The sequence below is a fragment of the Fluoribacter gormanii genome, from assembly GCF_900156395.1.
Lineage (GTDB): Bacteria > Pseudomonadota > Gammaproteobacteria > Legionellales > Legionellaceae > Legionella > Legionella gormanii.
Map to the genome: position 1 here is coordinate 60,898 of NZ_FTNL01000011.1, position 20,037 is coordinate 80,934.

Genomic DNA, 20,037 nt, shown 5'->3' on the forward strand with positions numbered 1-20,037 from the left:
TCCATGAATAATGAAGAAATGAATTCACAAGAATTAAAAGAGGCCATCGCCTTGGATATAGAAACATTAAAAACATTGGACGTGGATATTATGCCGGCCAAGGAGTATTACCAGGCGAACAGGCGTTTGTTTTTGCATGTTTTTTTTAAACTATATGGAACAATACTTCTAGGATTTTTACTTCCACTCCCTTTTTATTGGAACGTATTGATGGTGGAGATTTCAACGCACGAGCTCATCTACATGTTTTTCTGGCTGCCATTAATGGCTCTAGGACTATGCCTTTTTGTTTTTCTATTCATTTACAGCACATTAAATCAATACATTTTGATTGACTATCAATTGAAACACAAACTAAGAACAGGCTCATTGATTGTAAAACAAATAAGAAGGGCTGGAACTATAGCCTATCGAATATTTGCGGGGATTGTTTTGATTCCTTCACTGTTCTTGTTTCCCAGTGCTGCCTTCTTCATATCCTTTGGCGCGTTTTTCATCAGCGGGATTTTAACGAGCATCCTTGTTGAAATGGAGCTCAATAGGATAGGCATCAGCGTGCTGTTTACTCTCATAAAGAATTATTTTGATAAGGACAAAAATGCCAGTGCGGCAATACCCTTAAAATAAACAAAACACATCAAAAAGAATAATTTTTAACCACAAATACAAGCAGTGGAAGCCGCTGCTTTGCCCAAAACAAGCTGGAGGAAGATATAATGCGCCATGAATCCAATTACAAACATTATACACGGGGCGGCCAGATCTCATTCCATAATCTGCGGATGTGGTTTCAGATTAACAAAGCGCTCTTTCATGTTTACTTATTCATTTGGGCAGGGTTAAGCATTGTAATGACCTGTATCTTTGCGCCACATGGAATGATAAGACAGACTGTGTCCTATCATGCGGCTCATTTTTATCACCTGGCAGGGGTGCCACATGTATTTTCTATCCCTGTTAAAGGGGGGTATGCATCACAAACTGTCGAACAGCTTCTCCACAATCACTATTTTTCTGCTACCTCCGATCGTTTACTGACACTCCTGTTACAGTCAACTCTATGGAGTTTTCCCCTATCGTTGATTGTGGCACTTTTGGTGAGCCGATATTTCATTTATCGAGGAAAGGTACAAACACAAAACCAATTTATACGAGGGGCTAGTTTAGTCCCATCAGAAACACTTAAAAAACAGATCATAAAGCAAAGAAAAGCATCTGATTTACATCTTGATGGATTTCCCCTGTTGCAAGGTGCAGAGGTGCAGCATTTATTGGTTCATGGCACGGTTGGGATGGGGAAAAGTCAGTTCATTATGAAATTGATGGATTGTTTACGTGCACGAGGCGACCGAGTCATTGTCTATGACAAGGGATGCACGTTTACTCAGGCTTATTTTCAGGAAGATCATGATGTTTTACTTAATCCTTTTGATGCACGCTGTGCTAATTGGGATTTATGGCTGGAAGCCCCAAAAGATGAATTACTGGAAAACATGGCAGAAAGCCTCATCCCCATGCATGGAGAAAACGATCCATTTTGGGTTAATGCAGCACGCACCGTGTTTGCCTGTCTTGCAAGTCAAATGCGTGAGGATAAGGAACGTTCCCTATCCAAGCTGTTAGGGTTACTGGTAACGGGCGAGTTTAGTGAGTTGGAACCTTATCTCAACGGCACGGCTGCAGCGACTTTGGTCAGTAATAAAATAGAAAAAACAGCCATCTCCATTCGCTCCGTCATCACAACCTACCTTAAATCAATGCAGTCGTTAAGTGGGCTTGATGAATCTGGTAAGCCTTCCTTTTCCATTCGTGATTATCTGTTAAATAAAGATTTGGAGGGCTGGCTTTTTATATCAAGCAATGGGGAACAGCATAAATCTTTAAAACCATTGATTTCGATGTGGATTGCCATGGCATCCCTGACACTTTTGAGCTTGCCAGAAGATGCGAACAGGCGAATTTGGTTTATTTGTGATGAATTACCAAGCCTGCACAAATTACCCTTATTGGGTGAAACCATTGCTGAAGTCAGGAAATTTGGCGGCTGTTTTCTGCTGGGAATGCAGAGCTTTAGTCAATTGGAGAAGGTATATGGGCGTAGTGGGGCGGCTGAAATTTTTGACTTGCTGAATACCCGAGCCTTTTTTGCAAGTCCAAGTCATGAAATGGCGCAACTTGTCAGTAAGGAACTTGGGGATGAGGAAATTGATGATACCCGAGAAAATTATTCTTATGGAGCTAACTCCATTCGTGATGGGATTTCCTTAGGAAAAAACCGTATTACACGACCCTTGGTGACTTATCCTGAAATTATGGGGCTTGATCCGCTTACTTGTTATCTGCGATTGCCAGGTCAATATCCTATAACAAAATTGGAGCTTCATTATCAAAAAAGAAGCGCGAAGGCTTCAGGTTTTCTACCTCGTGCCATACCGTCTCTTCCTGTTTCTAATACCAGCATTAAACATGTGCCTGTTGTTAATGAGTCCTCAGACAGTCGCTTTAATGCGCAAGAGTCGACTAATTCCAAGCGTTTCCAAGGTGAATACGAGATTGAATCTATTTTTTGATAGAGGAATAAATTATGTTAAGTCTGCGAGTTAAACCGATTAAAATGCCAGGTTATTATTTTGATAAGGAAAATTATTACTTTTCAAATCAATTGACCACCGAATGGGTGGGGTTAAGTGCTGAGCGACAAAACCTTTCTGGAGAGGTTAACGTACTATCCCTTGAGGCCGTTGTTCGTGGTGCATTACCGAGCGGCGATGTCATTGGCCTCAAAACCCAATCCGGCGAAATCAAGCATCGTGGCGGATATGATCTGACCTTCTCCGCGCCTAAATCGGTGTCCTATCTTGGTTTGGTTTGTGGCCATAAAGAGTTTATTGATTTGCATTTAAATGCCGTAAAAACGGTATTAAAACTCATTGAGAAGGAAGCTGCCGAAGCACGCAAATCAGGAAAAGAGGGTATGGAGTATGAAAAGACTGGCAATCTGTGTTTTGCGACCATCCTCCATGACACCTCCCGAGAGCTTGATCCTCAGCTCCATGTGCATGCACTTTTGATGAATTTTACTGAACGTCTTGATGGCAAGTGGCGTGCTTTAGCCTCTGATATCAGTCGTAATCACGGCACTATGGAATGGATTATGGACAACCAAATCTTTTTAGGGCTTGTGTACCGGTCTGAAATTGCTCTTGGTTTAAAAGAAATGGGGCTCGAAATAGAACATACAGGCGATGCCCATGGTTTATTTGAAATCAAACATTTTGATAAGACATTGCTGGAACGAATGTCTAAACGCCGTACCCAGGTTGAAGAACACATTAAAGGGATGCACTCAAATTCGTTAAAAGCATATGACAGAGCAACTCTGGATTCAAGAAAGTCAAAGGAAGTGGTTTCCCCAGAGGAATTACGCATGCGATGGAAAGCAGAAAGTGAAGCGCTGGGAGTAAATCCTGCCACCTATCTGGCCACTTTAAAGGATAAAACCAAAGAATCGCATACGCCTAAAGAAGCCATGTCCAATAATCAAGAACTCGATAGAAGTGTTCTTGATGCAATTGCGCATTTAGAAGAGAAAAAACTTACATTTACCTATCAGGAAGTGTTACAGACAAGTCTCTATTTTTCCTTAGGTGAACAGGGCTTTGAAGCGCTGATGTCACGGATTGATCAAGAAATTGATGCACAAAATCTGATTGCTCTTAATGCAGAAAACTCCTCTTTTACAACGAGTAAGCTCATTAACAAAGAACAAGAGCTCATAAAAAAAATCGTGAACTTCACACACCAAAAAAAAGGCATCGAACGAAATATGGATAAAGTGTGCAAACTCACCGATAATGAGTCCATTCAAAAGGCAGTAACTCAAGCCTTATTTAATAAAGATGGAGTTGTACGCATCAAGCAGCAAAGCGCTACCTCGCGTGAGCTTTTAAGTACTTTAATTGATTATTCACAGGATTCCAAAATAATTCGTATCCTTTGTCCCTCTGCTTTTTCTGCCAATACAATCAATAAGGATATGGCCAAATCAGCGCCTACACTGTGGCAATGGATTTTATCTATTGGGAAACAGGATTTGTGTGAAACAGTAGCAGGCTTTAATTATCGTCATGGTTCAGAACATAAATTGCCCTTTTTTCATAGTAAAAAGGAGCGCGAAGTACTGATTGTGGATGAAGCACAGCGCCTGGCTCCTGACGAGATGAATACTTTATTATCTATTGCCGATAAGCGATGTGCCAAGGTCATTTTTCTGGAAAAATCACAATCTCTGTCTGGCTTTAAATCCGATATTCCCGACTTGCTTGATAAAGCCTGTATAAAATCATTTGAGGTTGATGACAGAAAGGTGCCGGCCACCAGCATCAATCTTATAGAAGCCCAAACCGTTGAGGGACGTATTCTTAAAACAGCGCAAATGTACTGTAACTTGCCAGTAATCCAGAGGCAAAATACAAAAGTCTTTACTGTCTCAAAGCTCGAAGCTAAAGAAGTCAATGAAGCAATCCGTACTCAGTTAAAAGAGCAGGGAGAGATTTCATCAGATGAAAAGACTATAAATACATTAACCCGTATTCCCTTGACCCTCAGTGAAAAAAAACTGGCTAAAAGTTATCAGTCCAATTGGATATTAATCCATAACACCCGTACGGAATCAAAAAAATTCACGGTACTCGGTATTAATGAAAAAGACAATCAATTGATTGTTCGTAATTCCAATGGGGCAAGATCACTACTTGCTGCTAAAAATATTACAGATTCCATGCAGATTTATGAACAAACACCTTTATCGGTAGGAATCGGGGATCAATTAGTGGCCACTGCCAGTTTATCCTTTGAAGGATTAAAAATAGGAAACCAATATGAGGTTACTGCATTTACCCGACATGGAATAAAAATAAGAGATGGGAAAAGAAGCATTCATCTTATCACGAGTAACGAAAAGCATTTCCCATTGAGCCATGCCTATGCCAAAACCATGTATTCCGATGATCTTAAACCCGTGAAACAAACCATTATGACACTGCCAGCCTATGCGCTCAAACAAAATACCATGTCGCTTTTATGCGAATCCAGTAAAGAAAACGTAATGATTATTACGGATAATGTGGACAAGGCAAATCGATTTGCCATGAAAAGTGCGACAAAATCCTCCGCGATATCGCTGACTTTGGATGCCGCCAAAACAAATCATGGTGCACAGATTATTGACCATAGAACCACGAGTGATCTACTCAGTTCACTAGAGCAGGCCTTAACCCTATTAACCGCTAAAAAACCCCAAAAAAGTGATGCGGAAAAAGCGCTGCACTTTGCAATTGCTCACCTTTCAGAACGAGAGGCAGCCTTTACTCGATCAGATTTACTTGAAGTGGCCGTTCATCAGGCTATTGGAAAAGCAGGTCTTAATGAAATAGATAACGTCCTGGGTAATGCCATAAACAGTGGCGACTTAATATCTGGAGGGAACGAGTTTTTGACCACCAAAGAAGCGGTGGCATTTGAAGAATCGATTATAAAGAATGTTAAAGCGGGTATTAACATTCTTAAGCCATTGATGAGCAGTGATGAAGCGCAAAAACAACTAGAACTGACAGATCTTACCAAAGGCCAAAAAGAAGCTTGTGAGTTAATCACGACTACATCCGATCAGTTTATTATGATTCAGGGGTATGCAGGAACTGGAAAAACAACCATGACTCGCAGTGCTATTGATACCATCAAGCATGCCCAATCAATGACTCATGAAGAGGTTGAACTAATTGCGGTTGCGCCCACTCACCAGGCTGTAAAAGAAATGAGGGCTCTGGGAATTGAAGCCCAAACATTAAAGAGTTTCCTTATTGAACAAGAACAGGAATCGACATTAAGCAAAAAAACACTTGTTCTTATCGATGAATCATCCATGGTCTCTAATCGAGATTGCGCAAACCTCATGCAAAAAATTCATCATTCTGGCGCTCGTTGTGCAATGCTTGGCGATATTAGCCAACATCAAAGTATTGAAAGCGGTAAGCCAAGTAAGATATTAATTCAAGAGGGAAGCATCAGGGTGGCCTGTATGGATGATTTGGTAAGACAACAAGTTATCGAATACAAAAAAGCAATCGAAACATTAATCGCCGGTGATATTGACAAGGCCTTAGCTCAGTTAGCCAATCAACCCTTAGACTCAATCACCCGCACTAAAGCGGATAGTCCTTACCATAGCATTACCTCTTCAATTATTGAAACAGGCGATTCGACCAAAGACTACCTGCAACTGGAAAACACACAACAGCAATCAATAGATCCATTCCAGGAAGAATTAAAGCAAAAGAACCCCATCGAAATGGCTGTAGGAGATTATTTATCTCGTACACCATCATGCCGTGATAACACGATTGTTATCATTCATGAAAATAAAAAACGGGAAGTTGCAAATGGTTTGATAAGAGATGCCCTTATGAAAGAATCTACTTTAGGCTCCGAAAACAAAGAATTTCCGAGACTGTTAAGCACTAATTACACTACTGCAGAGCTTTATTATTGCGAAACATATCGGGATTGCTTAAAAAAGCAAGAGGAGTATTTTTTAAAGAAAGCGGAGCACTATTTCAAAGTGGTTTCAGTAGATGAATCAGCGAAAGTGGTAGTATTAAACGATGCGAAAGGAAATAAATGCCTCTTTGTTCCTGAAAAAGAAAATAAAGACTGGAAAATTGAATTGTTTCAATCGATGCCAGGAAGGGTTTCAGTTGGTGAAAAAATTCATTTTAAAAAATCCGATAAGACTCTAGGTCGATTCGCTAATGAAAGGGTACAGGTGACGGCGGTAAATAATGAGTCATTTACCGTAAAAGACAGTAGTGGTGTGGAACACGTGCTGCAAAAAAAATTGATGAGCGACTCCCATTGGGATTATAGTTATACGGCTACCAGCTATTCAATTCAAGGAGCTTCATCCCCATTTGTTATTGGGGTTGCTGAGACTAAAAATGCGCAAGTAAATCACCTGCGGTCGTTTTATATTATGGTAACGCGAGGCTCCTTGCAGGCAATGATTTATACAGACGATCATAAAAAGCTGCAAAAACAACTTCGCGTTACTCCTGAGAAAACTTCTGCATTGGAATCACTTAACCATCTGAATGTCCAAACAAAGCCCCCAATACCCAATGCACCATCAACATCACTCAAAGCAGCGCAAAGAATGCCCATAATGAAGAACCAGGAGCCTCGTTATGATGCGAATATGCTGTCACAACACTTATCCGAGCAGGCAGAGCTGGTAATAGAATCATTGCTAGGGCAGCCTAATCAAGCGCTTTCTTCCAAAACAGAATATCGATATGGTACTCACGGCAGCTTAAGCCTCTGTTTAAGCGGAGAAAAAAGAGGAGTTTGGCATAACTTTGAAACACAAGAAAAAGGAAACATGCTTCATTTGATCCAAAAAACATTGAATCTAAATTTTAAAGAAAGCCTTGAATATGCCGCCAAATTAACAGGTGATGACCTAAAGGAACGTATTAAAATAGCAAACAAAAACCCCAATAATTTTCAAGTGAAAGACACTGATAAGAAAAGAAAAACATCAGATTATGGTTTGCAATTGGTGCGAGAATCCAAACCTATATCAGGCACTATAGCAGAAAGGTATTTAAAAGAAATTAGAAAGATACATAATGTATCTGGGGAAAATATTCGATTTCATCCTAATGTCTATACCAAAGATACTGAGGAAGTACGCTACAGGCCAGCACTGTTAAATATTGCACGAGACAAAGACAATAAAGTGGCCTGCGTTGAAGTGGTATACCTGGATAATGAAACAGCAAATAAAGCAATAATGAAGATAAAACCCAAGAAATCTTATGGCTCAAAAGCAGGCGTTGGCGTCGTTTTAAGCGAGGGTAAAGGACATGAAAGTGTCACCTACATTACAGAAGGGGTGGAAACCGGATTAAGCGTTAGAGATGCAGTTCAAAATGAACGGGTTATAGCGACTCTTGGGAAAGAAAATTTTGTAAATATCGATATGGCATTACTTACAGATAAAATAGTCATTTGTATGGATAATGATGGCAAATCAATTAAAGAAGATAAGGTAATCATTCAAACCATTGAACGATTAAAACAGCATGGAAAAACTGTAGAAATTGCCATTCCGTTACATCAAAAAGACTTTAATGATGTGAATAAAAGCAGTGGGGTTCAAGGAGTGGTAGATATATTAAATAAAGCAACGAATGTCGATAAATTTATTGGCTGCCCTAATAAAATAGATATGAATCAAGATCAAATTAAGAAGTGTCTTGAGAGCATTTCTCGACAAATGAATCTCGAACTTCCTGAAAATAAAAATAATCCAATTGAGAAACTGAAAACCCTGCAGCGAGGAGAAATGGAAATATATTAATTACTTGAACGCAGTGCATCTAGGAATTTTATATGAAAAAAATGTTTGGAGTAATTTCTCTTTTATTGATAAATGGATCATCGGTCTACCTCATTTATCTCTATGTTTCAATAGCGTGCTCCACCAAAGTGAATAACCTGCTTCAGGTTGCTTATGAGCCATCTGGAATGCAAATGATTTTTTACTTTATATCGTTTCCAATTTTTATGGTTTTAGCAATATTAAGTCGTATTCATTGCTATTATTTTAATGTAAAAAATGGATTGACTTTATGTTTATTTTTAATCTGGTTCTTGTATTTTATGTTTATCATATACATTGATCGAATAGTTCATTTTCCTAAAGGGAATGAACTATTTTATTATGGTAGTTTGGCTATTTCATTAGTGGCATTTGCTTTAATTGGATTGACAACATATTTCCAGATGAAACAATTAATGACTTATTCAGAGTAAAATTTGAAGCTTAAAATAAGCCATATTATTTTTAAATTTAACTGGTAAATACCATTAATACTAACTTAATTATTGATATATCCTTCAATGAAATTATCTACTTTCTTCTTAAGTTCTGCGATATGTTCTTCGGCATTATTTGATTCACCTGAAAGTTTATTTTTATCATAAACACAGCGAAAAATATCAGCACTTATTCCCAGTAATCTTAAAAGATGAGTCGTGTGTTGACGATTCAATTCCTCCTCTTTTTCTAAGCGTCTTTTTTCATCTTCGCTGATTACTGGATTATCTTTATTGTGTAGGTATACCTTAATTCCTAATTCGATCATTTCTTTCATGGTTTGGGATGATGAATCATGTCCTTCATCTTTTTTAATTGTTTCGAGCTGATCAATGATTCTTTGATTTAGATAACAATAAGCCTTGGGCATACAATCCTCTTTTAAATTTATAATGCAGGTTCTGTGCATTGTTTTTACCTGGTTTAGAATAATTGTATCATTTAATAATGGGTGTCGAATAGGTGTGTATATTCGTTCAATAGATATTTTTTACTCATTCAATAGGTGTGGATTAGGTGTTGATATTTTATAACTTATTGATTATTATTAAAGAGTGGATGCACACCTATATAAAATAGGGGTGTTAGCAGATCTTAAAATGCCAATCCGCACGTAAGCTACTGAATAATAATAAAATGTTTTAAGCAATAAACATTGCGAGGGGTGTGTTCTTTTTTATTTTAATCATTCTTTTATATGTGTATTTAATTGGGTATTTTAGTATTATTTATTTAAATTAATATTTTGAAAAGCGCATAATAATTGCGTGCTTGTGATTCACAGTATTCTCTTAACCATTTACTCAATAGGGATATTTATATCATGAATATATTAAAAAGATTTCTGAAAAAAATTGCTAAAATCATTCATTTTAGACCCTATAGTGAATGGACTGAAGAAGAGAAGGCTGTGTATGCTAAACGGCATTCTTTTCATTCTTACTCTAAATCAAATGATACAAAAATTAATCCTGCAAGCGGCCTGCCAATGATTGGTTGTCTGGATGTAAATGGCAATACATTTGGATCTAGCAGTTCATTTGATGATTATCATAGAAATCATGACAACAATTATCGTAGTTATTCATCTACAAATTATTGCAATAGTTATGATCCGTTTGCCAATCGCTATTAATTGTTTCGATTTGTATTTTTATGTCCTATTTTTACTGATATAGTAAACTAAATTTTTTATAAAATTGATGTTAATTTTGGAGAATACCATGGCTTTAATTAGTGCAAAAAAAACACCTGAAAAAGAAAAAATTAAAATCGAAATTAGTAAAGACATTTACTCAGAAATAAAAGAATACTGCTCATGGGTTGGCATTGATGATATTAGCTATTTTTTTGAAGAGTCCTCCATCATGATCTTTTCTAAAGATAAAGAATGGAAGCAACATCGAAAAGAGAAAAAACAGGCTATTGAATCCGTTTAGTATTGTTCCGCATTAAGATTTAATTTAGTAAATATACAATTAAAAAAACAAGGATATCCGAGTGAAAAACCGTATTAGGACTACATGTAAATACATCATACCACTAACTATTATTGGTCTATTTGGTTATCACTCTTATTCCGTTCAATCAAAACTAAATCAAAAAGAAAAGCAAATCTATATATCTCTAAAAGAGTTGTCCGAGATTGCCACGAAAATTCATGGTGTTGAACCTCCTTTTCTGGATAAGGTCATGATAACCATTGTTGATTGGTTTATCCCTATTCCGTTTATTAATAAAAATGAGTCTCTAAAACTGCTGGCCGAACATAAAAATGAACTCACATCAAAATCAAAAAGAATTTATGTGTCAGAAAGCAAGATGGGGGAAGTTGTGGTTACAAAAAATTTTAATTTCACCTCATCTGATATTAAGGAATCTAAATCGATACCCATGGGTACAATTTTCAGCGCATTCGTCATGGCTCCTTTTCATGATTCTGATAATCCAAATCAATTACGATTTAAAATAAACATCAATTCCATGTCTTGTACGGCAATTGCTGATTCCATTTTAAAAGCAGATTATCAATCAGGAAGTATAGTTGCCAAAATTAACGGCATAAACTGCGCTAATGAGAACTCAAAATCGATACCCTTAGAAGCGGTGGGATTGGTATCAGGTAGGGTACTATCCTAGAATGAATATTAGATCCTTACAAATAAAAGCACATTCAATAATGTTATTTTTTTCCTTAATAAAAAGGAAGGTGGCGTTATTTTTAGTCATTATTATTCTGATGAATATTAATGCTATTTTTTCTTACATCAAGAATTTTTTATTTTTAATCATCAATAAATTGGAAGCTCTAATTTTAGATCACAGAATTTTTTTATTATTCTGTGATCCTATCAATTAACATACTATTAATTATCAACGCATATATAAGATATAAAACCAACAAAAGGAGACAAAAGGAATAGAAAAAAGTACCACTTATATTCCAATTAATTCCCAATCCCCAAAGTACCCCTCTTTGGTTTTAATTAAATCCTCATAAACACGCATCTCTAAACCATCAGCAATCTCATCCCATCCGGTTACTTCCTTGGCAATATTAAAATAATCATCATTAATAAAAAACACCCTGGGAACTCCGTATGTCCAGATAATGCCATCAACACCAAAAAGTGTTGCTCCTTCAAAACCCCAATCATCCATTTCTTGTTCTGGGGTATTGCGTCCGTGGTATAGTCTTAATTTCATCAAATGTTCCTTTCATCTTGCTGTTGTTATCACGCCATTTTCAAAATGAGGCAAAGGGATTGTTCTTTGCCTCTTAAAAAATTCCGTTACCTTTTTATTTCCATCATTCTTTCAGTAAGAGTCCACAAGGCACGATTTAATTTCACATTTTGATCAATGGCTTTTACTTCTCTGGTTCTTGTTCGAGTGGTGTATCCGTATTTATTTAAACGATGGCCACGAATCCCACCTTTAATTAAATTTTCTTGCAGGACATTAAACACCGTAAACAAATCATTATCTTTTTGATCCACATAACGCCTTGGTTGCAATAAACGCTCAGGAGCAACGATCATTGCGCCCTCATCATCAGAAAATTTTAGAGAATGGGCAGCTTCGGCAAAAATCATCTTTTCAGTATCGTTTAAATGAATTGAAGTCATATCATCTGATACATCGAGCATCTTGTTCGCGGTTTCAATCACCTTATAAGTACCTTCAATAACATTTCCAATAACATCTCCCTGATGTTTAATTCTAATTTCGTCATAAGATTGTCCCGCAATCATTCCATTACTGCATACGACACGAAAAAGACCCGCCATTAAGCGATAAGAAGACAGGCCATCATGAGAATTAATAAGAACCAGTTCAGGATAAAGCCCCTGATTATTTTGCATGACATCATGGCGTTGAAAACGGAGCATGTGTTTTGCAAATGCTTTCGATTCTTGACTTAAGCTTTTGGTCTGAGTTGCCCAAGTTGGAAAAAATCCTTCTGACATTAATTTTTCAATGATTTGCTCTGTTGAGATGGGTGAGTACTGAGCACTTGTTTTGTGGGAGCTTTCTTGTGTGAATATGGAAGGGGCTAATTTAAATAGTTTTTCTTTTGATAAAATGGGTAACACGATTTCTTCTCCTATGCTTTCTTTAATGTTCCTAAACGAACAAGTACATTATGACAAAACTAGGAATAATAGTCAATTAAAAACATCTTTTATTTAGATGGTTTTAATTGGCCTTATATGGGGATGCGGAAAAACCCATATTTTAATTAACAATTAAATATCCAACATTAATCCACGACAACACACTAAAGATTAGCTTAAAACTAAATCCATATAATTTGTAATTCATTCCTAAAGAAAGCAACGAACCATTGTAGTAGATTGCTGCAGAAACAGAATTACTAACATCAATTTTTTTCATCAAACTCCCCAAATAAATTATTTAATTATTATATACTCTCGGTCGGGATCCTAGTAAAAAAGGTATGTTCAATTTTTTAATCCAATTAGGCCATTAATTATAATTCAGGTAAGTGCTTTCATGATTGCATACCTCCATCATTCGTTTTTCAGCCACGAAATAAATGTAATTGCATTTTAAATCCCTCTAATTTTATTCATCACCACTAAAACCCCACAACAAATACTCTATTTGTCGTGGGGACGGATTTAATCAATTGCTGCAAAGATTTGTTTAAATTCGTGATGCTGCCGAGCAAAGTTTAACAGGGCGTAATATTTATCAATTATTTCATCCGATTCGGTTCGCCATGCGAGGTTATTTAGAGCGAAGGATGTAGCAATAATACCCGCCGCATCGCAAGATACGCTTCCCTCATAGCCATTACCGTGAATAAAGATATCGAATGGCTCGTCTGATTGGGGTGCTAAATAAAACCCACAGTTACTCAACTCAAAGAAATCCCAATATCCTCCATGATATGTATTGCAAATAGTACCCATGGTTCGATATACCATTGATTCAAAGCTTAAGTATTCTTTATTTAAATGCTTAGGGAGAAAGGCTAATCGTTGATTGTCAGAAATTAATTGGGATTGAATGAGGAATTGTTGTCTTTCAGTATTCATGTGAAGCTCCTTATTTTTCTATTATGTTCCTAAGTGAACAAATACAGTATCTCAAAATACCCTGAAATAGTCAACTAAAAACGTCTATTTTTATGATGTTTTTAGTTGACTATTTTAGCTAGAGCACTTGATGCCCAAATAATAATGCATCATTTTCTTTTTATGCTTCTGCCTCTTAAAAGCATGGCCAACATCCAGAAAAAGAAAATAAAATTTAACCCTAATTTTTTTAATCATAACAATGTCCTTATCAATTTATTTATTAACGGAAAGAGAACATAAACTCTTTCCGTTGATATGCGCTTGAGTGCGTTAAGCATAAGATGAGTAATAGAGGGCCTCGCCAGACCAAATACTAGCCCAGACGACCTCATTAATCTTCACGGAACCATGCATGTTAATTCTTTTCCTAAAAGGCGGGCTTATATAATTACCGGGAATTGGTTTCGTTTTTCCACTAAGACCGAAGCCATTAGGAATTGGTTCTTGTCCTAGCTCTCGCAACTCTAAAGTAGTGCTGCCAATAAGTTTGGTCACTTCGTAAAAATCTATATTTGTTTGGTCGTATCCCCAGCTTGCGTACAGGATAGAGCCGATTTGAAGGGAATTGTGATTCATGTTCTTTCCTTATTGTTATCGTTTATGTTCCTAATTGAACAACTACATTATGACAAATTAGCCGCCAAAAGTAAACACAAAACATCTTATTTATAGATGTTTTTATTACATGTAATATATTGACATTATTGCACCTACTGCTACAATAGAATGGGTCAATAAGGACAATGAGGGAAAGAACCATACCATGATTGCCACAAACCAAACAAAAGTGCCACCTGAGTTTAATACTCGACTCAATAGCCTTATTTACTTGCATGGCCGAAATGCATCAACACCTATCCCAGGAGATTTTAAACCCTGTTTTACAAAGAGAAACGCAGCCTACAATGTTCGACCACCTTTATCTAAAAAAAACGATATGCCTGGTAAAGAATACTTTAAACATTTAGCTCTTAATGCCGTTTATAACAGCCTGAACGATTCAATGAAAACCACCTCGAATGATTACATACACCCACAACTTACCCTGCTTGAGACAATAAAATGAAAAAACTATTACGACTTGAAATTAAACAAAATTTACGTAGACCTCCACGGGTTTACGTCAAATCAATCGACTTAAAAACCATTTATGGCTCTTTTCATGTTGATGCCCCAGATGCTTTTGATGGATGGGACTTACTATCTTCTGAACAAACCATTGAGCTTAAACAATTCATGCAAAACGTTACTGCCGTTTATGAGCACTTAAACCCTTCCCCTGCAAACACACTGACAGACTTTCGTTTTCGCCTTCCTTATGAATTCCTAAATACTTTAGAACAAATTGAAATCCTGTGTCATAAAGAAAAAGTGGAACTCAATGTGTTTGATTCAATGATTACAAGCATGATTCAGCAAATTAAAATAGCCACCAGTAAACTATCAGGCCATGCCAAAGAACAAGCCCTTGCCTTGTTAGATCGCGCCAATCTTGCTGAGTATAAAAAAATTGATTTTAGCCCTCAAATTAGAGCAGTATTTGCAGAACTGCAAGCAATTCACAACCGCTCTGAAAAACTACACCTTAAAGCCAAGGATTTATATAACAAAGATAAAAGTTACTCGCCCTTGGCAATTAAAGGAATGGCTGAAGGGGAAACCATCCCATCAAAGTGGTTGGTGTGCTGCGCTATAGATATTCTAATCGATGAACGAAGCGATCCTCTTAACTCTATGCTGTCTAGTGACGATCTATTTATGCTTTGGGCAAGGCCTTTACTGAAAGAAGATTTTTCAAAAGAAGTACTTCTTAGTAAAGCTCAAAAGCTAGAAAAAAATAAGTCACTTATTGATAGAATCACCCAATTCAATCGGGTAAATTGAAAATTTGTTCAGCCGTTTGTAAGGACTTTGACTGTCATGCTCAATTTTAAACTAAAAGTGACTTTATTTTTTTCTGCATTGATAATAATTCAAAGTTTAATCGGTTATGCTTTGTTTCAACAAATTAAAGACGATGATCTAATAATGTTTGCAACGATTCAGGCAATCACGATGATATAACCAAATGAAATCTGGGCAATAATTGGCATTAATCGCTTCTTAATAGCAATGCGATAAAATAGGAAAAAAAGGAATTGATAAAATGTCTTTTAAAGCAAAATTATCATCAACTATAAATAGATTAAGAAAATTTTTTTTTCCAACAGGTGAAGAAGTTTATAGGGAAGCAATGAGCAATAAACAACCTGGTAGATTTGGAAAATTTTTCATTGCACTATATTTTCCTTCAGTTAAGGAAAATGAAGATTCGAAATCTACTGTAACACGTATATTAAATCGAGTTATTTTAATCGCAGTCGCATCTGGCTTTTTTTGTATATGGTCAATGATTCTTGATTTGCATTTATTGGAAGGGATTTTTTTAATTTTTTGTATGAGTTCAATTATTCCTTACATAGCCTATGTGATTACAAAAAAACAAGTACTTCGTTGATAATATCTAAGTCTTGAAGCTAACAAATATCTGAGGAAAAAATCTCCAAACGGAGTACAAGGCCTAGCTATGACAATACATGTTTTTACTACAACTATTGAACAAGTAGTAAATCCAACCATTTGCATTAAAACTCAAAAAAACATCAAATCTGAGTTGTCGTTGAAAATAACATTCCAACTCAATCATGAAAACATTGAATGGCATGAGCAGCCCTATCCTGAGATTATTTTTCTTGAAATAATCAACTTGGAAACTAACGAACTAATGGATTATGAGCACTTGCCAATTATTGCGAAAATCAATATCCGCAAGCAGTGCCGCCAATTTTTAATTGATAAGAATTTTGACCCTTATCGCAATATTGTGCCTTTCAATTGTGTTCCTTATCGATTTTCAGATCCATTTAACGAGAACCAGAGCCACAATGCTGAACTTATTGATTTTAAAATGCATTTTGAAAAAGCAAAAGCATTTAAGTAAAGCATTCTTAAGTCTGGGAATCAGTAATCAGACTTAATTGAAAATATTAAAGATTGAATGAAAGTCCCGCCTTTTTGTAAAAAAAGTTATCTCTACTTATCATCATTAATAGTTTTTTGAATTTCTAATACATTAGCAAAAGCATCTTTCATAGTTTTACCCAATTCATTGGCATGAGCTTTTAAATTTTTATAACTTTCAGTTTGAGATATATCCTCAAACATCTGCCAATGCTCATCAACTATTTGAAATTTTTCTTTTGTATTGTTCATCTTTATCCCTGGTTTCAAATACTTATATTTCATGTGCATTTAAAAGAGAAAAAGGATTCTCTCCATTCCTATTTTAGGAAAAAATCAGCACTAATTTTAAATTTTCTTTTTAGCTCAGATATATGATTTTTTCCTAAGCTTCGTTCTCCATTTAGAAATTTGGAAACATTTGCTTGGCCACCAAATATAGGAGCAAGATCTTTTTGATGAAGTTGATTGATATTCATTAGATACTTTACCAACTCAACATCTGTTACATTTTCACCAATCAAAGGAAAATGCTCATTATCATATTGCTCTAAGTTCTCACCGATGATTTGCATTGCCAAAGCTAGAGGATGATTTTCATCATCACGAACCTCGTCAATTAATTTATCTAGAATATCTTCGAGATATTTATATTCATTATCATTAGTTGGTTTCTTAAACACAGTTAGTGGTAAATGAAATTTATGTTTGGTTTTATTGTCAATGTAGTCAATAGCAAGAGCCTTCATAAATCACCTCGCTTTAATTTTTCTTTATTAATTGGTTTGTCATATTCAGCATGTGTCCAAATTGTTCTGACATAACAAGTTTGGGTGTTGTAATGAATCGCCGTTATTAAACGATAATTATTACCACCAACATTAAATATAGTGTAGCCATAAACAGGATCTACACTATTAAAAACTTGCCTCAACTCAAAAATATTAGACGCATTTGTCTCTAACATTTTATAGTACCACTCTGTCAGTGGGATTTCAGATTGAACATTACTTATATAATAATCGCGAAGTTTTTTCTTAGAAATGATACGCAAAATTTATTTTCGCTCAAAAGTATTTAATACAAGTATATGTCAATATGATATATATGTCAATGTGACATATAAGTAGTATGATGATGCCAAGTAAGAAATAAAACGGGGGATTTATTTATTACCCTGCCCTACCCTATCATCCAACCAAAATGCAACAATAAATCAGTTAATAAATATGGTTAATTTTTCTAAAATTAAGAAAGAGGCTAATAAGATATTTTGCACAAATTAGTTAAATATTTTTGATGCTACTCTGTATAGCTTGGAGTCGTCTTTTTTCATCTATATCAATTAATTTTTTTGCCTTGGAAATATCCTCAATACTCAAACTATGTAGTGTACTGAACCACGAGTTAAAACGTTCAATTATCCCTTTCATTGAAATTTCATGGTATTTTGTTTTAAAGAAAAATCTCTGTAATAACAATAGTGCACCTGAAGGTATTTCTTTGTTTTGAAGAAACCTTTGATATAACCACAGAACTAAGTCCGTTACTTCAACCCCGATACTATTTTTATGGGATAAAAATACCAATTTATCTGACGGGTAGTTTCTAAAATCAGTTGTTCCCAATGGCGTCTTTTCTATGACTTTTTGTTCTTTCAAAATAGCACATAAATCAGCCAATTTTTGCTGATATTTATTAAACTCTGATTGATGATCAATCGTAATTTTTACTGGTGACTTAGGAGTGTTTTTTATATATTCACCTATTTGATGCAGTACAAACTGAAAGCCAATTATATTGGGAGAGTTGGCCTTTACTTGGGATTCATCCGTACAATTATAACCGAGGGCATAGAAGTTAGATTTTGCCCAAGATAAAGTATCATAGATTAACTGTTGAGATCGTTTGTCAGGTATTTCTCCTAACCGGCTTAAAAGCACATCACATACTGAGGTAAAAATTTCTTTTGACCTATAATTGTCTATACAGACTCTAGCATCCCATGATTTTTTTAATGTATCAAAGTCAAATATGCTCGCAACTTTAACTAACATTGCATACCTTAATGGCGTCCAATATCCCGTCCAGGTATAAGCAGGGTTCATACCTTGATCAAATACCTGATCGAAAAAAGAGATGATTGCAAGATCGCTTTTGCTAACTTTAGATAAATCAAAGCGTAATTTGTATTTTTTTTGAAGGCCAATTAAATCCGAAATAACAGATTCAATTTTATTTAAAGGAAGATTCTTCCCGTGCAGATGAGTAATGCCATATTTTTGTTTAATTATATTTACATGTTTTTCCGCTAGTAGATCAAAATTTATATTACTAGTTAATAGACCGTAGAATAAATTAGGTTGAGAATCATTGAACAGATCTTTACCTGTGTTCCCACTTTCATCAACATAGTAAAACATTGATATCTCTAAAATAATTCACCTGGGTCAATTATAGAACAAATTAACAATTAGTGTAGTTGGTCTGCAGAAGTTCATGTAGAAAAAATAATTGAAAAAATAGTGTTTTTTTCAATTGCTACTGAATGATTTGACCACCACACACTCTGAAAGACTCGATTATATAAACTCTTGTTGATACTTTGATATTATCTATTTAGGATAAAAAGAATAAAAAGGCAGGTTTATGACAATATTTGAAGGGATAAGTATTTCTGTTAGTTTGTTTGCAGTGCTAATCAGCTATAGAGCAAATAGGAAAAGCAATAAACTTCTAGCTGAGGCCAATAATCTACAAATTAACCAATCTGAACTTGCCGCGATGCAAAAAGAATTGCTGAAAAAAGAGCAGTCTGAAGCTCTCTGTAGAATAGAGCTTATGAAGTTACAAGGTACTAAGTACAAGTTCAATATCACAAATATAAGCCAAACTAATGCTCATGATGTAAATATCACCTTTAAAGGTCATAATCAGAGGCCGGATTTCATAAAATGGGAAAAATATAAAAATCTGTTCCCCATTAGCACTTTATCTCCTGCTCAGTCAGTTAGTATAAGCACACACAGAGATTTAGGTAGTCCATCCAGCTATGACATAATTTTAAGTTGGAGTAATCCTGATGGTTCTTTGAAGTCTACAGAAGTAACTTTGTTTCCTGAATAAAGATGTCTACTAATTCATAACTCTTTAGACTTTCATTTTCCCAATAAAAAAATGTCTATTAAATTGGGTAACGAGAAATAATAGAAATCCATTTTCCAAATCGATTTAATAGACACTAATTCATGGAACCCACTTTAGGTTCGGTCTTTTCTTACTATCTGAGTTAAAGAAAAAAATCAGCTCATATAAATGATGTAATTCTATTGGGTATTAGCATTGCTATTAATCAAATAAACATTATGGAGCATATCAATCCGTAATTTTTTACATAAATGGGGTTAGGCTTTAACCCATATTAAATCTAAATTACCGTCAACAAAACCTATTGCTACGGCTTTATGTTGTTTAAGTACATTTATATTTGTA

General features: G+C 35.5%; 22 protein-coding genes. 13 read left to right on the plus strand and 9 right to left on the minus strand.

Going from position 1 to position 20,037, the window contains the following annotated elements; translation table 11 throughout:
- The first annotated feature begins 3 nt into the window (after window positions 1-3).
- The 4 genes from BW930_RS08445 to BW930_RS08460 all read left to right on the plus strand — a co-directional run bounded on the left by BW930_RS08445 (window position 4) and on the right by BW930_RS08460 (window position 8,874).
- The gene (locus BW930_RS08445; protein WP_014845136.1) at window positions 4-627 is read left to right on the plus strand and encodes a hypothetical protein; all 624 of its coding nucleotides are present in this window, start codon (window positions 4-6) and stop codon (window positions 625-627) included.
- Window positions 628-716: 89 nt separating this feature from the next.
- Window positions 717-2,570: a type IV conjugative transfer system coupling protein TraD gene (gene traD / locus BW930_RS08450; RefSeq protein WP_014845135.1), complete on the plus strand. Its 1,854-nt coding sequence runs from the start codon at window positions 717-719 to the stop codon at window positions 2,568-2,570.
- Between the two features lie 14 nt (window positions 2,571-2,584).
- Entirely contained in the window at window positions 2,585-8,419 is a 5,835-nt protein-coding gene (gene traI / locus BW930_RS08455; protein WP_014845134.1) for a conjugative transfer relaxase/helicase TraI, read from the plus strand.
- A gap of 32 nt (window positions 8,420-8,451) precedes the next feature.
- Window positions 8,452-8,874, plus strand: coding sequence for a hypothetical protein (locus BW930_RS08460; protein WP_019350439.1), 423 nt, complete (start codon window positions 8,452-8,454; stop codon window positions 8,872-8,874).
- A 65-nt stretch (window positions 8,875-8,939) separates the two neighbouring features.
- On the opposite strand, the gene BW930_RS08465 is transcribed toward BW930_RS08460, so the two are convergent.
- On the minus strand, window positions 8,940-9,308 hold the full coding sequence (locus BW930_RS08465; protein WP_014845133.1) for a relaxosome protein TraM: 369 nt from the start codon (window positions 9,306-9,308) through the stop codon (window positions 8,940-8,942).
- A 393-nt stretch (window positions 9,309-9,701) separates the two neighbouring features.
- Here BW930_RS08465 and BW930_RS08470 point away from each other — a divergent pair, with 393 nt between their 5' ends.
- From BW930_RS08470 to BW930_RS08480, 3 genes are all read left to right on the plus strand, one after another.
- Window positions 9,702-10,073 (plus strand): hypothetical protein, encoded by a 372-nt coding sequence (locus tag BW930_RS08470; protein WP_482538259.1) that lies wholly within the window; start codon window positions 9,702-9,704, stop codon window positions 10,071-10,073.
- Window positions 10,074-10,161: 88 nt separating this feature from the next.
- Window positions 10,162-10,377: a hypothetical protein gene (locus BW930_RS08475; protein WP_021582697.1), complete on the plus strand. Its 216-nt coding sequence runs from the start codon at window positions 10,162-10,164 to the stop codon at window positions 10,375-10,377.
- 61 nt (window positions 10,378-10,438) lie between these two features.
- Window positions 10,439-11,077, plus strand: a complete 639-nt coding sequence (locus BW930_RS08480) for a hypothetical protein (RefSeq protein ID WP_058468987.1) — start codon at window positions 10,439-10,441, stop codon at window positions 11,075-11,077.
- 297 nt (window positions 11,078-11,374) lie between these two features.
- On the opposite strand, the gene BW930_RS08490 is transcribed toward BW930_RS08480, so the two are convergent.
- The 4 genes from BW930_RS08490 to BW930_RS08505 form a co-directional block, all read right to left on the minus strand.
- Window positions 11,375-11,644 carry a hypothetical protein gene (locus tag BW930_RS08490; protein ID WP_021460508.1) on the minus strand — a complete coding sequence of 90 codons (270 nt, stop codon included), beginning with the start codon at window positions 11,642-11,644 and terminating at the stop codon, window positions 11,375-11,377.
- Between the two features lie 86 nt (window positions 11,645-11,730).
- Window positions 11,731-12,534 (minus strand): DUF932 domain-containing protein, encoded by an 804-nt coding sequence (locus BW930_RS08495; RefSeq protein ID WP_058468985.1) that lies wholly within the window; start codon window positions 12,532-12,534, stop codon window positions 11,731-11,733.
- Window positions 12,535-13,083: 549 nt separating this feature from the next.
- Window positions 13,084-13,503 (minus strand): antirestriction protein, encoded by a 420-nt coding sequence (locus BW930_RS08500; protein ID WP_058468984.1) that lies wholly within the window; start codon window positions 13,501-13,503, stop codon window positions 13,084-13,086.
- A gap of 312 nt (window positions 13,504-13,815) precedes the next feature.
- Window positions 13,816-14,121 carry a hypothetical protein gene (locus tag BW930_RS08505; protein WP_058468983.1) on the minus strand — a complete coding sequence of 102 codons (306 nt, stop codon included), beginning with the start codon at window positions 14,119-14,121 and terminating at the stop codon, window positions 13,816-13,818.
- A gap of 187 nt (window positions 14,122-14,308) precedes the next feature.
- Between BW930_RS08505 and BW930_RS08510 the strand changes: the two genes are divergently transcribed.
- The 5 genes from BW930_RS08510 (at window position 14,309) to BW930_RS08525 (ending at window position 16,525) form a co-directional block, all read left to right on the plus strand.
- On the plus strand, window positions 14,309-14,611 hold the full coding sequence (locus tag BW930_RS08510; protein ID WP_058468982.1) for a hypothetical protein: 303 nt from the start codon (window positions 14,309-14,311) through the stop codon (window positions 14,609-14,611).
- A complete protein-coding gene (locus BW930_RS08515) occupies window positions 14,608-15,429 on the plus strand; it encodes a hypothetical protein (RefSeq protein WP_058468981.1) in 822 nt (273 codons plus the stop codon). Before BW930_RS08510 ends, BW930_RS08515 begins: the two co-directional genes overlap by 4 nt.
- Window positions 15,430-15,465: 36 nt before the next feature.
- The gene (locus BW930_RS17135) at window positions 15,466-15,609 is read left to right on the plus strand and encodes a hypothetical protein (protein WP_154668514.1); all 144 of its coding nucleotides are present in this window, start codon (window positions 15,466-15,468) and stop codon (window positions 15,607-15,609) included.
- 82 nt (window positions 15,610-15,691) lie between these two features.
- On the plus strand, window positions 15,692-16,042 hold the full coding sequence (locus BW930_RS08520; protein WP_058468980.1) for a hypothetical protein: 351 nt from the start codon (window positions 15,692-15,694) through the stop codon (window positions 16,040-16,042).
- A 69-nt stretch (window positions 16,043-16,111) separates the two neighbouring features.
- Window positions 16,112-16,525, plus strand: coding sequence for a hypothetical protein (locus BW930_RS08525; protein ID WP_058468979.1), 414 nt, complete (start codon window positions 16,112-16,114; stop codon window positions 16,523-16,525).
- Window positions 16,526-16,617: 92 nt separating this feature from the next.
- Here the strand turns inward: BW930_RS08525 and BW930_RS08530 are convergent, their stop codons facing one another.
- The 4 genes from BW930_RS08530 to BW930_RS08545 all read right to left on the minus strand — a co-directional run bounded on the left by BW930_RS08530 (window position 16,618) and on the right by BW930_RS08545 (window position 18,968).
- Window positions 16,618-16,797, minus strand: coding sequence for a hypothetical protein (locus BW930_RS08530; RefSeq protein WP_058393377.1), 180 nt, complete (start codon window positions 16,795-16,797; stop codon window positions 16,618-16,620).
- A 68-nt stretch (window positions 16,798-16,865) separates the two neighbouring features.
- The gene (locus tag BW930_RS08535) at window positions 16,866-17,294 is read right to left on the minus strand and encodes a helix-turn-helix domain-containing protein (protein WP_058393378.1); all 429 of its coding nucleotides are present in this window, start codon (window positions 17,292-17,294) and stop codon (window positions 16,866-16,868) included.
- Window positions 17,291-17,599 carry a type II toxin-antitoxin system HigB family toxin gene (locus tag BW930_RS08540; RefSeq protein WP_064276601.1) on the minus strand — a complete coding sequence of 103 codons (309 nt, stop codon included), beginning with the start codon at window positions 17,597-17,599 and terminating at the stop codon, window positions 17,291-17,293. The genes BW930_RS08535 and BW930_RS08540 overlap by 4 nt, the downstream gene beginning before the upstream one ends.
- Before the next feature lie 232 nt (window positions 17,600-17,831).
- On the minus strand, window positions 17,832-18,968 hold the full coding sequence (locus tag BW930_RS08545) for a DUF3800 domain-containing protein (RefSeq protein ID WP_058393380.1): 1,137 nt from the start codon (window positions 18,966-18,968) through the stop codon (window positions 17,832-17,834).
- A 226-nt stretch (window positions 18,969-19,194) separates the two neighbouring features.
- Between BW930_RS08545 and BW930_RS08550 the strand changes: the two genes are divergently transcribed.
- The gene (locus tag BW930_RS08550; protein WP_058468978.1) at window positions 19,195-19,671 is read left to right on the plus strand and encodes a DUF8453 domain-containing protein; all 477 of its coding nucleotides are present in this window, start codon (window positions 19,195-19,197) and stop codon (window positions 19,669-19,671) included.
- Window positions 19,672-20,037 lie beyond the last annotated feature (366 nt).